Below are 14427 nucleotides of genomic sequence, written 5' to 3'. Positions count from 1 at the left end.
CTATAGTAATTGTAAGTAGTAAAGTGCAATTATCAATAATGCCAATGTTCCGGCAAGAAACCAGGCAGAATAACTTTGTATGCGGCCTGATTGCCATCCTGATGTTGTGAAGGAAAATACTTGCGTTGCTTTTCCAATTGTATTTATAAATCCATCTACTATGTGCTTATCGAACCAGCTTGCAGGTTGAGCAATGAGATTGAATATAATCCGCTTTGTTACGAAATTATAGATTTCATCAATATATAATTTTCGCTTCAATGAAGTATAAATTGAACCAAACCTTGCTGCAAGAACAACCGCTTTATCATCATCCTTCATGAAAAAGTAAATTGCAAACAAAATTCCAATTGATGACATAGCAATTGGCAATAATGAAAAACTCCAGTTTGTATGTGTCTCTAAAGAAACACCATCTGATGTAACTAAATTACTGAATGGAATAAATCCCGCGAGCACTGATCCGAATGCAAGTACGATCTGCGGACCTAACATTGACGATGTGCCTTCGCCATGATGACTATGATGATGTGCTCTTTCTTCCCCTCTGTAAAAAATGGAAAAGAATAAACGGAACATATAGAATGAAGTCAACCCGGCTGTTACTACTGCCACCCAAAAGATCATTTTATCGTGATGATATGCAGCGAGTAGAATTTCTTCCTTACTATAAAATCCTGCAAAAGGCGGAATACCGGCGATTGCAAGACAAGCAAGTAAAAATGCAATGTGAGTAATTGGAAGGGATTTTTTCAAACCACCCATATCTTTCATTTCATTACTATGTACAAAATGGATCACTGTTCCGGCACATAAGAATAGCAATGCTTTAAAAATTGCATGGGTAAATAAATGGAACATTGATGCCATATAACCAAGTCCGGCCTCACCACCGTATCCGGAAACTCCAAGTGCAAACATCATGAAACCGATCTGCGACATTGTTGAATAGGCAAGTACACGTTTAATATCAGTCTGAGTACATGCTATCAATGCAGCAAATGCAGATGAAAATATACCAATCACTGCTACAACATGTAAGGCTGCAGGACAACTGATAGCGTAAACCGGAAATAATCTGGCTACTAAATAAACTCCGGCAACAACCATTGTTGCAGCATGTATCAATGCAGAAACAGGAGTCGGGCCTTCCATTGCATCAGGTAACCAGACATGTAATGGGAACATCGCCGATTTACCAGCTCCACCGACAAATACAAGAACAAGTCCCCACGTTAGCGCGCTCACTCCTAAAAAAGAAGAACTGATACCAGCTTGTAATTGCGGAGATGTACTTTCTGTATACCTTGAAATAATATCTTTAAATTCCAGAGATCCGGAATAATAAGACAGAATAAGTATCCCGGCTAAAAAACCCAGATCAGCAAAACGAGTGACTATGAATGCTTTTTTAGATGCCGCAACAGCAGAAGGTTTGTTGTAATAAAATCCAATCAGAAGAAAGCTGCTTACACCTACTAATTCCCAGAAAATATATGTCTGGAAAATATTTGTAGCAACAACAAGCCCCAGCATGGAGAAAGTAAACAATGACAAGAAGGAATAATAAGTTGCATACCGCTCCTCCCCTTTCATATATCCTAATGAATAAATATGAACCATCAGAGAAATGAAGGTTACAACAAGGAGCATCATTACTGATATCGGATCGACAAGTATCCCAAGATGAATACTCAGATCCGGAGTAAATTCCAGCCACTTGAAATCGATCGGATACTGTGCGAGATATTTTCCATTTACCTTTCCTTCAACTATGAAATACTTGTAAGCTACAGAACATGAGATCATAAATGCCGCAAGCACTGTTGTGGTGCTTAACATTCCCGCCATGTTCTTAAGGTATTTTCTTCCCCATAATCCGGAGATCACGAAAGAAAGAAATGGCAGAAATAATATTAGTAATAATGGCGACATGCTTTTTCTTTAATTGATCACAACTTCATTTCATTGGCATCTTCAACATCAATAGTTGAATGAGTCCGGTATAGATTTATAATTATCGCAATGGCAACAGCCGCTTCAGCAGCAGCTATGGCAATAATGAACAGGCTGAAGAACAATCCGTCATTACTTTCAGGGTGCAGATATTTATTGAACACCACAAAATTGATATTCACACTATTTAATATCAGTTCAATAGACATGAGCATCGTAATCATATTTCTCCTTGTGAAGAAACCATAAACACCGATGAAGAACAAAGCAGTGCTGACGATCAGAAAGTGTATGATTGGAATACTAGTCATGATTTTTCAGGGACTTTTTTAACTGCTATTACTATACAACCTATCATAGCAGCAAGAAGTAAAACACTTACCAATTCGAAAGGCAAAGCATATCCATCGCCGCCGAGTGACAACATTTTCTTACCGATCGTTTTCATATCAACATCCATTGGTGTTAAAGTTTCAACAAACAACGTTTTTGAAAGTATTCCGGCTATGACTCCAAACCCAAGTAGACTTAAAAATCCGGCTGCAATTTTTCTGCTTCGAAGTGCTTTCGGCAGATCTGCTCCGCTATGTTGGGTCAGGAAGATTGAGAATATAATTAATACCACAATTCCTCCGATATAAACTATGATCTGAACAGCGGCAAGAAACTGAAGATCCATCCAGAAATACAGCGAAGCAATTCCGATCAATGAAAACAAAAGCCAGATCGCACTTCTGAAGATCTTCCGTGCAGTAACTGCCATGAATCCGAAGACCAGCAGAAATGCCGAGATCGCATAGAAAGATATTACTGATGCATCCATCATTCTACACCCTCCATCAATTTAGAATCCGGATTGTTCAAAGTCTTTGTCAAGTCAGCTCTGTTGTAAACACTATGCTCAAAGGTCTGAGCCATTTTTATTGCATCTGTTGGACAAGCCTGAATACATAAATTACACATTGTACATAATTCAAGGTGGTAAATAAATGTATCGAGTGCTTTTTTCTTTTTCCCTTCAGGAGAAATATCAAATTTTGTTATGATCTTGATCGTCGCATTCGGACAAGCAAGTTCACATGCAGTACAGCCGGTACAACGATGTTCATTGTTCTCTGTATGCGGCATAACTACTTCTCCTTTGAAACGTTCAGGGAGATTAAGTTCATCTCTGTTCTCAGGATAATTCTGAGTAATGATCTCTTTATGATGTGTAAAATAATATCCCGTACGTCGCATTCCCTTCAGTAAAGAAGTGACTGCTTTGTAAACCGTAGAGATATAATTTCCTATAAAACTCATTTTCTTTATTTAATCAGAAATGCCAGCCCATGATTGCGATGATAGTCATCAGGAGCAAATTAAACATTCCTATTGGAAGCAAATATTTCCATTCTAAATTCAACAATTGATCGATACGTAATCTTGGGAACGTCCACCGAAACCACATGATCACAAAGATCAGAAAGAAGGTTTTGCCAAAAAACCAGATTGACGATGGAATGAAATCCATCAGATGATTGAATCCTGTCCAGTTCCCAATATGAAATGGCATCCATCCTCCTAAGAATAATGTTGCACCAATTGCACAAACAATAAATATATTCACATATTCCGCAAGAAAGAATAAAGCGAATTTCATCCCTGAATACTCAGTGTGAAATCCTGCCGTAAGTTCCGACTCCGCTTCTGCCATATCGAAAGGTGCTCTGTTCGTTTCTGCAGTTACTGCAATGATGAATATAACAAATGAGATCAATGCAGGAATGTGTCCTTTGAATAACCACCATCCGGTTTCCTGACTGGCGATAATATCAGAGATCTTCAAACTTCCCGTCAGAATTACAATACTGATAATGGCAAGTCCTGCAGAAAGTTCATAACTCACGATCTGAGCACCACTCCGCATGGCGCCAAGCAAGGAATACTTATTGTTACTCGACCATCCGGCCATCAGAATTCCAATAACTGAAATAGAAGATACTGCCGTGATATATAACACACCAATATTCAAATCCCAGATCTGTGAATTTTTTGCAAATGGAATCGGAGCCATCAGTAGCATTGCTCCTATCATGACAATGAATGGCGCCAGATTAAATAAGAATTTATCAGCACCATCAGGAGTCAGACCTTCTTTTACCAGCAATTTTATTGTATCAGCTAAGGTCTGCGCCATTCCTTTGTATCCGACTCTATTCGGACCTAAACGAATTTGCATATAAGCAGAAACTTTTCTTTCCATAAAAACCAGAACAAGTCCCAGTACAGCAAACAATGTCAGAACAAAAATTCCAACTATCGTCAGTTCGACCAATGACGTTAACATCGGCGACAAATTATTGCTCAACGTCCGATGAATACTTGCTGATATGTTTTCTATGCTTATCACTCTATCTGTCTATATCCGGTATTACAAGATCCAACGAACCCATTATCGCTACCAGATCACCGATTTTATTTCCTCTTGCCATATGATCCAATGCTGAGAGATTACAAAATCCCGGAGAACGGAATTTAATTCTGTACGGTGTTGTCCCACCTTCGCTAATTATATAAACACCAAAATCACCTCTGGCAGTTTCTACATTACTGTAAAAATCTCCTTTAGGTAATTTCAATACTGCTTTAGTCTTTGCCTGAAATTCACCTTCAGGAATATTGTCGATCAATTGCTCAATGATACGCATTGATTCATTCATTTCCTTCATCCGGACTTTGTAACGAGCAAAACAATCCCCTTCTTTTTCTATGGCCTCGGTAAACTCTACCTGAGAGTACACATCATAAGGCGATAATTTTCTTACATCACAAACCACTCCGGCAGCTCTTGCAACCGGTCCACTGCAACCATAAGAGATTGCATTCTCTTTTGTGATCGATCCGACATTTTGCATTCTCGCCTGAAAAATCGGATTGTTAGTAACCATTTCATCGTATTCACTCAACTTACTTTTGAAGAAAATGATAAAGTCTTTTACACTTTTTACAAAATCAGGATGGAGATCATACATACAACCGCCGGGAACAATGAAGTTCATAGTTAGCCGGGCACCGCATGTTTGTTCCATGATATCATTTATGATCTCACGCTCCCTGAAAGCATGAAAGAAAGGAGTGATCGCTCCCACATCCATAGCCATTGCTCCCCACCAGAGCTGATGTGAAGCCAGTCGTGTCAATTCATCCAGTATGACTCTTATGTATTGAGCACGTTGCGGAACTTCTATCTGCAGGCCTTTCTCAACAACCAATGCGCATGCATGGTTATTAATGTGTGACGACAGATAATCCATTCTTGAAGTAACATAAATGAACTGACGATAAGTCAAACTCTCGCACATCTTTTCAATACTCCTGTGAATGTATCCAAGATGCGGTTCAACTTTTTTCACAGTCTCTCCATTCAATGTAATGACCAAATGCAAAACTCCATGCGTTGATGGATGCTGCGGACCTACATTGATGATCAGATCACCCATTTCCGTTGTTCCTACTTCTTCAAACATACAGGATCAGAGTTTTATCATATTGATTGGATCTTCATAATCTTTGCGAAGCGGGTATCCTACCCAGTCGTCTGTTAAAAATAATCTGCGCAGATCCGGATGATTAGTAAAATTAATTCCGAAAAGATCGTACGCTTCTCTTTCATTCAGTTCTGCTGTTGCCCAGATATTATATACGCTTTCTATTGCAGCATTATTTCTGTCAGAAATCTTTGCCTTCACTACGATGGTATGACGATGGATCGTCGATGATAAATGGTACACCATCGATAAATGTGTTTTCCAATCGACTCCGGTAATACAAAACAAATAATCAAATGCTAATTCAGGATCATTCTTCAGATGTTCAGCAAGTCTGCGCCACTCTGTGCTCTCAATATTAATAGTTGGCCACTGCGTATTCTCTTCGAATGTAGCAGTGGGACAAATTGACAAGAGTTTTTCCTGAAGCATATTTATTTTCCGGCTTTGACTTTGGCTTGTAAGGAAATTAAAGCATGCAATAATGCTTCGGGACGGGGCGGACAACCGGCTACATAAACATCAACAGGAATAATATGATCTGCGCCTTTGACAACTGAATAAGTATTGTAAAAAAACGGTCCGCCGGAAGTTGCACATGCTCCCATAGCAACAACATATTTCGGATCCGGCATCTGGTCATATAGTCTTTTAAGTACAGGCGCCATTTTATTTACGATTGTTCCGGCAATGATGATCACATCTGCTTGTCTTGGAGTTGCACGTGCAACTTCAAAACCAAATCGTGACCAATCGTATTTTGCAGAAGCTGTTGACATCATTTCAATCGCACAACAACTTGTTCCAAATACAAGAGGCCATAATGAATTTGAACGCGCCCAGTTTATAACGTCATCGAGTTTACTCACAAGTATTCCACCACCGGGAGTCGGATGAACTTCGCCGGGAAAAGTAGCTCTTGGGTCTTGTTCTTTTACATCCATTTCAAAGCGCCCTTTTTGTGAGCATATAAAAATCCGAGGAATAAAATAAACAGAAATATTACGATCTCGACTAATGCAGGTAATCCTACTTCCTTAACAACTACTGCCCAGGGATATAAGAACACAAGCTCTACATCAAAGATCAGAAATAACAATGCGAACAAATAGTATCCTACATTGAACTGCACCCACGATTTTCCGACCGTTGGTACACCACACTCATAAGCCTGACCTTTTTGTAAGTTCGTTGACTTTCGGGAAAGCACATTCGACAAAACGATACCACCGCCAGCAAATGCCAATCCGCAAATGATCAACATTAATAAAGAACCTAATCCCATTGGAAATTCGCAATATTTAAGCAATCAAACATAAACGATTGTTTTTGAAAAATCAATGGGTTGGGGGTTGGGTTATTAACAAATTTGAAGAAAAATTTATATGTCAAAAGTCAATTTTATTTGCGCAAAATCTGCGCTAAATCTGCGAGTTCTGCGAGATCTGCGGGAACAATTTTGAGCACTATTTTTTTCTCCCGCAGATCTCACAGAACTCGCAGATTTAGCACAGATATCTGTATCTCTTTGCCCCAATGGAAAAATCCATCATTCTTTTCGACGGTGTCTGTAATCTTTGTAATGGCTTCGTTCAATTTGCAGTCAATCGTAATCGCAAAAAGAATCTTTTCTTCAGTTCGCTGCAATCAGAATTTTCGCAAAAAACTCTACAGGATTTTGGATTGAAAAGTGACTACATTGAATCATTGGTGTTTTATAAAAACGGAAAGTTGTATACTAAATCAGGTGCAGCACTTCGGATTGCAAAAGAACTGGATGGACTCTGGCCGCTGACATATGCTTTCATTATTATCCCTTTTCCAATTCGTGATTTTGTATATAACATCATAGCTAAATATCGCTATAAGTGGTTTGGAAAGAAGGACCAGTGTATGGTGCCATCACCGGAATTGAAAAGTAGATTCCTGTAACTATCAGATAAAAAACTATCTGGTTAACACAATATAATCATTGATCAGCTTCTGCAAAAATTCGCGGTCGGTTTTTCATGGTTGTGAATATGAAGGCGTTCCTGCATGATCGTAGACAACAATTCAAGCGCTTCTGCATGTGCACGATTAGGATTTTGCTTCGCTAGATCAAGAGCGGACTTTAATACCAGCATTTCCTTTTCATTCATATGCATAACCTCTTTGTATTGGACTATGTGCGTTGTCTTATTTTTCAGACTTTCAATATTTGCCAAAGTCACTCTTCTTTCCGGTTTAATTTTAACAACTGCTGTGTTGGCAAGCATATCGCCTAATCGCTGCGACTTAACAGTTGAATTGATCATAATTATACCGAGAGTCGTAAGTGTCAGGTAAATATCAACTGACCTGAATGCCCAGCGAATCAGATAATCCGATAAACGGGCTTCTGTCCCATTGATCTTTACCACTTTTAATCCGGTAAGCTTTTTACCCCAGGACTGTCCATTCATTAGTATTTCAGATAAAAGAGTATAAAAAGAAATGACAATGAATGATGTCGAATAGTTAACCACATTCATATATTGGTAAGGGACAATAAAGCTTTCAACAATTGACAATATAAAAATTATTACTCCGATAAAGATGACATCCATTATGAAAGCAACGCCACGTTCACCAATATTCGCCAGATTATAGTCTATGGCAACATTTTGTGAGGTAACAATTTCTAATGTCCGCATTTGGTTTTACTATTATTATTACATTTATCCACACCGATTATTTTCTAAATGAAAGAAACACATTTCATCGATCAAAATAAAAAGAAATGGAAGGAACTTGAAGAACTTTTGCAGGAAGAGCGAAAAGATCCTGACAAACTTAGCAATTTATTTATTCAAGTTACTGACGATCTTTCCTATGCACGTACTTTTTATCCAAACAGATACGTCAGACTATATCTTAACAATATAGCACAACAATTATTTTATTTCATCTATAAAAACAAAAGTTCCAGCAGATCCGGCTTTGTCAGATTCTGGAAAGAAGAGCTACCTGACCTGGTCTATTCTGCACGGAAGGAACTTTTTTTCAGCCTCTGCTTTTTTCTTGTATCTGTAGCAATTGGAGTATTCTCTTCACGACATGATCCGGGCTTTGCAAACCTGATCCTGGGTGAAAACTATGTTCAGTCAACGATAGAGAACATCAAAAAAGGTGATCCAATGGCTGTCTATAAAAAAATGAATAGCGTTGATATGTTCCTTGGCATCAGTATAAATAACCTTAGAGTGTCATTCATGGTCTTTATCTTCGGTCTGCTGTATTGTGTTGGAACACTTGGAATGCTCCTATTCAATGGTATTATGCTTGGAGTGTTTCAATATTTCTTTATCAGTTATGGCTTATTTAAAGAATCTTTTCTCACCATATGGCTACATGGAACTTTGGAAATCTCCTGTATAATTATTGCCGGAGGTGCAGGGATCACTTTAGGAAAGGGACTTGTATTTCCGGGTACTTATACCCGCTCACAATCCTTTTTTATCGGAGCAAGAAAAAGTATAAAGATCCTGATCGGAATTGCTCCTATAATTGTAATGGCTGCAATCATTGAAAGTTTTATGACCAGATATACCGATGCACCGGATATCGTTAAACTTTCAATTATTATTCTTTCTGCAGCGTTTATACTTTTTTATTTCGTCCTCTACCCGATTCACCGGCATCGTTCCGGAAAATCAGCTTACATTCCTGAAAGTAGTTTACAACCGGAAACGGACGAAGTGTTTGACTACGACGCCATTCAACCTACCGGAAATATATTCATGGAAGTATTTCACATCTTCAAACTCTACGGTGGGAAAATTGTTAAATGGAGCTTACTTACTGCTGCTATCATTGCCACTTATCTGGTTCTTATTTCCGACAATCTGGATCTTGAATTCAGAACTTCATTTTTTCTACCCAATGTATTTAAGATCTTTAATTACGAAGAAAACATGCGCTTGTTTTTTATAAATGTAATCGCATTTGGTCTTCTATCTTTCTATTTTCTTAAACTTATTTCCAGACATGCGAATAAAACATTCAGACCACAAATATCTTCACTTGCATTCACACTTTTATTTTCACTTATCATAAACATAATAATAAAGTATGGAAATCTCCCTTCCATGCTTATTCTGATATTTCTGGGTCCACCGTTAATGACCTGGCTTTCTCTGACATATTACCGAGGTCAACTTTTTACCAAATCAATAAAGCCTGCGTACCGGTACTTCAGAGCTACAAGAGGTAAATCATACAGGATCTTCCTAGTCGTTAGCTTTACTTCTATGATATTATTTCTGATCTTACAAACTCCAATGCTGGGATTTTATTTATCAGTAACCAAATGGAATATATATGTCTCCGGTGAACAATTAAGTATCATAACCAATATATTCAATACACTTTCTTCCTATTTCAGCTTCTTTATCATCCTTCCATTTTTCATCTATGGAAATTTTCTGGGCTTCTTTTCCATCTATCAGATTGTAACAGCAGAAGATTTGAAGAAAAGAATCTTATCATTGAAATCCATTAAGAATACCAGCAACTCTTAATGAAAAGAACAATTCTACTCCTGTTAAGTTTTACATTGATTCTGATCAATTCTCAATCAGGCATGTCTGAGAAAAATCAAATTGATTTTTTCAACAGACAACATTACCGCAAATCAGTCAAAGAATTCACCTACAAAGATCCATTGCCATATATTAAACAGGGAGAAAAAACTGCCTCAAAAACTGACTGGGAATGGCTGAAATATATCAGCTATGCAATTGTGATCGCAGTTATTGTGTTTTTTATTTATCGTCTGATACTTTATGCATATGCTCCGGATAACCGAAAAGTTAAAAACAATCAGGTTCAATTAAATGAAATCGAAGACGAACCAACTATAGAATCAGACCTTGATGGATTACTTGAGATCGCCTTGAAAGAAAAAAACTTTAAAGAAGCTATCCGGATCCACTATCTGTTGTCAATCCGAAAACTAAACGAAGGTAAAATTATTGTTTACACCATTGACAAAACTAATTTTGATTATGTCGCTGAAGTTGGTGGACATCCTGTGTTTTCTACTTTCAGGGATCTGACTCTTACTTTTGAAAGAATCTGGTTCGGTGATGCACCGGTTAACGAAAAGAACTTTAATCAGTATCAACTCAATTATACAAAACTGACAAGCGCTATTTCTTCTAACAGATCTAAACCGACTGTTCTATGAAAAACAGCCTTGTAAAATATTCTGTTATCATTTTATCTCTGGCTGCAGTCCTGGTGATACTTTACTATTTTTTCAATAAACAATCGTGGGAAAGGACTTATAAATCTGAAGAAAAAAATCCATATGATACTTTTCTGATCCATGAATTACTTTTTGAAAAATTCGATAAAAAATTTAACCGTGACTATAAATTAATTTCTGATTCATCGATAAAAGAATTTAACCGGGGAAACCTTAACTATGTATTTATTGGAAAGCAACTTTTTCAGGATTCAACAGAACAATCCAATCTGATGGCATTTGTTGCAGAAGGCAATACTGCTTTCATATCGGTAAACTATATTCCACCTATCTTTTATGAATTTCAGTACACCAAAGATTCCACATACGTTGACAGCATTGACGGAGAAATGTATATAGATCAATATCAAAGTGACTTTTTTACCACTGTTAATATAAAATTAGACGGTCAAAATGATTCATTAAGGTTTCCAAATGTTTACAATGATAAAATTATCCCTGAAGCATTTCCCTACTTCGAATCGAATTATGAGTTTAATGAACGCGCCAGGGTTTTAGGAACCTTCAATGACAGTCTTGTTAACTTTGTATCATACGAATATGGAAAAGGGAAATTTTTAATTCACACTACTCCACACACTTTAACTAATTATGCATTAAGCAAAGAAAAGAATCTGGCATACGCCGATTTTATCTTTTCACATCTTGATCCTGAAAAAGGAATTTTCTGGGATGAATACAATAAGACTTATCATTTCAATTACAAAAAAAGAACTTACCAGGAAGAAGAAGAGAGCCCTTTGCGGTATATACTTTCTCAACCGGGTTTACGCTTTGCCTGGTATCTGGCATTACTGTTACTCTTACTTTACATGATATTTGTCGGAAAGAGGCGTCAACGACCAATTCCGGTATTAGAGAAAATACAGAATACTTCTCTGGAATTCATCAAAACAGTTGGAAAGTTATACTACACTGAAAGAGACCATCGCGGCATCAGCATGCACAAAATGAAACTTTTTAATAACTTTCTCCGGTCAAGATATTCCATCAATGCCAATACGATCACTGACGAGTTAAAAGAGCGGATTGCATTGGTTTCAGGTGTAGGAATGGAAAACGTAAATAAAATTTATACAGGATATTTCTGGATAGAAAAGCAAATTGAAATCGACGATAATGATCTGATCGATTTTACAACTGCGATAAATAACTTTTACAAACATTGCAAATAAGATATGGAAAATTCAACAGAAGAAAATTCAAACCAGGAAATCAACCCTGAATCTAATTTACCATCAACAGATCCTATCGATTCTGAACTAATTCAATTCAGCAATTCAATTATGAATCTGAAAAGTGAGATCCGGAAAGTAATTGTTGGACAGGATAAAGTTATAGATCTGATGCTCGCAGGATTATTAAGCAGCGGACATGTACTGATAGAAGGAGTTCCGGGAATTGCCAAAACATTGATCGCAAAATTGCTGGCAAAAACCTTATCGGTTGACTTTTCGAGAATTCAGTTTACTCCTGATCTCATGCCGACAGATGTAACCGGTACTACAGTGTACAACATGCAAAAATCGGAATTTACTTTCAACAAAGGACCGATCTTCTCCAACTTTGTACTCATCGATGAGATCAATCGTGCTCCTGCAAAAACGCAGGCTGCCTTGTTTGAGGTAATGGAAGAAAGACAGATCTCTGTGGATGGCACAACTCATCTGCTTGAATTTCCTTTTTTCGTTATTGCAACTCAAAATCCAATCGAACAGGAAGGAACATACAAATTACCGGAAGCACAATTAGATCGCTTTATCTTCAGAATCAAAATGGAATATCCTTCTCTTGAAAATGAGATCGATATCCTGAAAAGATTCAGCGAAGATTTTTCAATGGCATCGATTGAAAAAGTTAAACCTGTTCTTTCTGCAGCTGATCTTGCGGGATTCAAATCAATTATTGAAAAGATTCACATTAAAGACGAGCTTATCAATTACATTGCAAAGATCTCGCATGCTACAAGAAATCATGGCAGTATATTTCTTGGTGCTTCGCCACGCGCGTCTCTTGCCATTCTCAGAAGTTCAAAAGCACTGGCAGCATTGAGCGGCAGAAATTTTGTAACTCCTGATGATATCCGCAGAGTTGCAAATCCGGTAATGAATCACAGAGTCATTCTTACACCGGAAAAAGAAATGGAAGGAATTACAACTGACGATATCATTGCAGAAATAACTCAAAACATTGAAGTTCCAAGGTGAAAAATATTTTCAGCAACACCTTTTTACCGATCCGGTTCTTTCTTTGGGGAAGTGCTTTGGTAATGCTGTTTATCAGCAGCTATGCATTTCCGGCAATACTTTTACCTGCAAAAATTATTGTAGCCATATTTTTCGTTTTAGTTCTGGTAGATATTTTATTGCTTAACCGGATCAAAAATAATTTTTCGTGTTCACGCAAAACTGCAAGACTTTTCAATCTTGGCGATACAAACTCTATTGAAGTTTTCATTCAGAATAATTCGCAACTTAAAATAAAAGTTGTTGTGATCGATGAGATTCCAATTCAGTTTCAGAGAAGAGATTTTGAATTCAGGATTTCATTGAAACCAAATGAAAAACAGATTGTAAAATATGAATTACGTCCGGTTAAGAGAGGCGCTTATCATTTCGGGAAAATTCATTTGTATATTTCTTCGTTCATGGGACTTGTTCAGAGAAGAGTAAGCTTTAATGAAGCAACGACAGTTCCTGTGTATCCGTCGATTTTGCAAATGAAAAACATGGAAATGCGGGCTATGTCGAAGATCTCATTGTTTAAAGGAATAAAAAAACTTCGCCGCATCGGACATAGTTATGAGTTTGAACAGATCAAAAATTATGTTGCCGGAGACGATTACAGAAGTATCAACTGGAAAGCAACCGGTCGCCGTTCAGAATTGATGGTCAATCAGTATGAAGATGAACGCTCACAACAGATCTATTTCCTGCTTGATAAAAGCCGAAGTATGCGCCTTCCTTTTCACGAAATGAGTCTTTTAGATTATGCAATCAATACCAGTCTGGTGATGGCAAATATTGCTCTGAAAAAACAAGACAGAGCCGGATTGATCTCTTTCTCTTCAACAATGGAGACGATGATAAAAGCGGAAAAAACACCCTCTCAACTCAGTAAGATCCTGAATAGTTTGTACAGAGAAAAAGAAAGTAAAACGGAAGCAAATTACGAACTGCTTTATAGTAGCTTACGAAATGCGATCCGGGTACGAAGTCTGCTGATTCTTTTTACCAACTTCGAGAGTATGTATTCAATGGAAAGAGTTTTGCCGATCCTGAGAAAGCTAAGTCGGTTTCACTTATTGGTCGTTGTCTTTTTTGAAAATACTGAATTGAAAACATTCTCTACTGAAGATCCGAAGAATATCAGTGACATTTATCTTCAAACGATTGCAGGAAAATTTGTAAATGAAAAAGAACAAATAGTAAATCAACTGAAACTTTATGGAATTCAATCTATCCAAACTGATCCGGAACATCTTTCTGTGAATGTTTTGAATAAGTATCTTGAGTTGAAGTCCAGGGGGATGATTTGATAGGATGAAGAAAAAAAAATAAACACTAAGATCACTGAGTTCACTATAAGACCACTAAGTATTCCGTGTTCTTATTGTGAACTAAGTGATCTTGTGTTAAAAAAAAATACTTG

The 14427-nt window shown here is 37.3% G+C and carries 16 protein-coding genes; 6 read left to right on the top strand and 10 right to left on the bottom strand.

Features of this window, described 5'->3' with window-relative positions; translation table 11 throughout:
- The 9 genes from nuoL to IPL24_18630 form a co-directional block, all read right to left on the bottom strand.
- A complete protein-coding gene (gene nuoL / locus IPL24_18670; protein ID MBK8365608.1) occupies window positions 1–1935 on the bottom strand; it encodes an NADH-quinone oxidoreductase subunit L in 1935 nt (644 codons plus the stop codon).
- A 17-nt stretch (window positions 1936–1952) separates the two neighbouring features.
- On the bottom strand, window positions 1953–2267 hold the full coding sequence (gene nuoK, locus IPL24_18665) for an NADH-quinone oxidoreductase subunit NuoK (GenBank protein MBK8365607.1): 315 nt from the start codon (window positions 2265–2267) through the stop codon (window positions 1953–1955).
- Entirely contained in the window at window positions 2264–2779 is a 516-nt protein-coding gene (locus IPL24_18660; protein ID MBK8365606.1) for an NADH-quinone oxidoreductase subunit J, read from the bottom strand. The genes nuoK and IPL24_18660 overlap by 4 nt, the downstream gene beginning before the upstream one ends.
- Entirely contained in the window at window positions 2779–3258 is a 480-nt protein-coding gene (locus IPL24_18655) for a 4Fe-4S binding protein (GenBank protein MBK8365605.1), read from the bottom strand. The genes IPL24_18660 and IPL24_18655 overlap by 1 nt, the downstream gene beginning before the upstream one ends.
- A 13-nt stretch (window positions 3259–3271) precedes the next feature.
- Window positions 3272–4285 (bottom strand): NADH-quinone oxidoreductase subunit NuoH, encoded by a 1014-nt coding sequence (gene nuoH / locus IPL24_18650; GenBank protein MBK8365604.1) that lies wholly within the window; start codon window positions 4283–4285, stop codon window positions 3272–3274.
- Window positions 4286–4349: 64 nt separating this feature from the next.
- Entirely contained in the window at window positions 4350–5465 is a 1116-nt protein-coding gene (locus IPL24_18645; GenBank protein ID MBK8365603.1) for an NADH-quinone oxidoreductase subunit D, read from the bottom strand.
- 6 nt (window positions 5466–5471) lie between these two features.
- A complete protein-coding gene (locus tag IPL24_18640; GenBank protein ID MBK8365602.1) occupies window positions 5472–5918 on the bottom strand; it encodes an NADH-quinone oxidoreductase subunit C in 447 nt (148 codons plus the stop codon).
- A 2-nt stretch (window positions 5919–5920) separates the two neighbouring features.
- Complete coding sequence (locus IPL24_18635) at window positions 5921–6430, bottom strand: NADH-quinone oxidoreductase subunit B (protein MBK8365601.1); 510 nt, start codon at window positions 6428–6430, stop codon at window positions 5921–5923.
- Complete coding sequence (locus IPL24_18630) at window positions 6421–6771, bottom strand: NADH-quinone oxidoreductase subunit A (protein MBK8365600.1); 351 nt, start codon at window positions 6769–6771, stop codon at window positions 6421–6423. The genes IPL24_18635 and IPL24_18630 overlap by 10 nt, the downstream gene beginning before the upstream one ends.
- Before the next feature lie 251 nt (window positions 6772–7022).
- Between IPL24_18630 and IPL24_18625 the strand changes: the two genes are divergently transcribed.
- Window positions 7023–7418, top strand: a complete 396-nt coding sequence (locus IPL24_18625) for a thiol-disulfide oxidoreductase DCC family protein (protein ID MBK8365599.1) — start codon at window positions 7023–7025, stop codon at window positions 7416–7418.
- Between the two features lie 44 nt (window positions 7419–7462).
- Here IPL24_18625 and IPL24_18620 read toward each other — a convergent pair whose 3' ends face one another.
- Complete coding sequence (locus IPL24_18620; GenBank protein MBK8365598.1) at window positions 7463–8161, bottom strand: RDD family protein; 699 nt, start codon at window positions 8159–8161, stop codon at window positions 7463–7465.
- Between the two features lie 48 nt (window positions 8162–8209).
- On the opposite strand from IPL24_18620, the gene IPL24_18615 reads away from it, so the two are divergent.
- The 5 genes from IPL24_18615 to IPL24_18595 are packed head-to-tail and all read left to right on the top strand — an operon-like array spanning window position 8210 to window position 14314.
- The gene (locus IPL24_18615) at window positions 8210–10027 is read left to right on the top strand and encodes a stage II sporulation protein M (GenBank protein ID MBK8365597.1); all 1818 of its coding nucleotides are present in this window, start codon (window positions 8210–8212) and stop codon (window positions 10025–10027) included.
- Window positions 10027–10695 (top strand): DUF4129 domain-containing protein, encoded by a 669-nt coding sequence (locus tag IPL24_18610; GenBank protein MBK8365596.1) that lies wholly within the window; start codon window positions 10027–10029, stop codon window positions 10693–10695. Before IPL24_18615 ends, IPL24_18610 begins: the two co-directional genes overlap by 1 nt.
- On the top strand, window positions 10692–11951 hold the full coding sequence (locus IPL24_18605; GenBank protein MBK8365595.1) for a hypothetical protein: 1260 nt from the start codon (window positions 10692–10694) through the stop codon (window positions 11949–11951). The genes IPL24_18610 and IPL24_18605 overlap by 4 nt, the downstream gene beginning before the upstream one ends.
- 3 nt (window positions 11952–11954) lie before the next feature.
- A complete protein-coding gene (locus IPL24_18600) occupies window positions 11955–12983 on the top strand; it encodes a MoxR family ATPase (protein ID MBK8365594.1) in 1029 nt (342 codons plus the stop codon).
- Complete coding sequence (locus tag IPL24_18595) at window positions 12980–14314, top strand: DUF58 domain-containing protein (protein MBK8365593.1); 1335 nt, start codon at window positions 12980–12982, stop codon at window positions 14312–14314. Before IPL24_18600 ends, IPL24_18595 begins: the two co-directional genes overlap by 4 nt.
- The last annotated feature ends 113 nt before the right edge of the window (window positions 14315–14427 follow it).

Source organism: Bacteroidota bacterium (assembly GCA_016711505.1).
In the GTDB taxonomy this organism is placed as follows: Bacteria; Bacteroidota; Bacteroidia; order AKYH767-A; family 2013-40CM-41-45; genus JADKIH01.
The sequence above is the reverse complement of the archived record's forward strand: the minus strand, read 5'-3'. Positions and strand labels throughout refer to the sequence as shown.

Excerpts from the sequence above, each read along its gene's own strand:
- IPL24_18600 (MBK8365594.1), top strand. The coding sequence starts at position 11,955 with ATGGAAAATTCAACAGAAGAAAATTCAAACCAGGAAATCAACCCTGAA.
- IPL24_18615 (MBK8365597.1), top strand. The coding sequence starts at position 8,210 with ATGAAAGAAACACATTTCATCGATCAAAATAAAAAGAAATGGAAGGAA.
- IPL24_18610 (MBK8365596.1), top strand. The coding sequence starts at position 10,027 with ATGAAAAGAACAATTCTACTCCTGTTAAGTTTTACATTGATTCTGATC.
- nuoH (MBK8365604.1), bottom strand. The coding sequence starts at position 4,285 with ATGTTAACGTCATTGGTCGAACTGACGATAGTTGGAATTTTTGTTCTG.
- IPL24_18660 (MBK8365606.1), bottom strand. The coding sequence starts at position 2,779 with ATGGATGCATCAGTAATATCTTTCTATGCGATCTCGGCATTTCTGCTG.
- IPL24_18645 (MBK8365603.1), bottom strand. The coding sequence starts at position 5,465 with ATGTTTGAAGAAGTAGGAACAACGGAAATGGGTGATCTGATCATCAAT.
- IPL24_18625 (MBK8365599.1), top strand. The coding sequence starts at position 7,023 with ATGGAAAAATCCATCATTCTTTTCGACGGTGTCTGTAATCTTTGTAAT.
- IPL24_18635 (MBK8365601.1), bottom strand. The coding sequence starts at position 6,430 with ATGGATGTAAAAGAACAAGACCCAAGAGCTACTTTTCCCGGCGAAGTT.
- nuoK (MBK8365607.1), bottom strand. The coding sequence starts at position 2,267 with ATGACTAGTATTCCAATCATACACTTTCTGATCGTCAGCACTGCTTTG.
- IPL24_18620 (MBK8365598.1), bottom strand. The coding sequence starts at position 8,161 with ATGCGGACATTAGAAATTGTTACCTCACAAAATGTTGCCATAGACTAT.
- IPL24_18655 (MBK8365605.1), bottom strand. The coding sequence starts at position 3,258 with ATGAGTTTTATAGGAAATTATATCTCTACGGTTTACAAAGCAGTCACT.
- IPL24_18640 (MBK8365602.1), bottom strand. The coding sequence starts at position 5,918 with ATGCTTCAGGAAAAACTCTTGTCAATTTGTCCCACTGCTACATTCGAA.
- nuoL (MBK8365608.1), bottom strand. The coding sequence starts at position 1,935 with ATGTCGCCATTATTACTAATATTATTTCTGCCATTTCTTTCTTTCGTG.
- IPL24_18605 (MBK8365595.1), top strand. The coding sequence starts at position 10,692 with ATGAAAAACAGCCTTGTAAAATATTCTGTTATCATTTTATCTCTGGCT.
- IPL24_18630 (MBK8365600.1), bottom strand. The coding sequence starts at position 6,771 with ATGGGATTAGGTTCTTTATTAATGTTGATCATTTGCGGATTGGCATTT.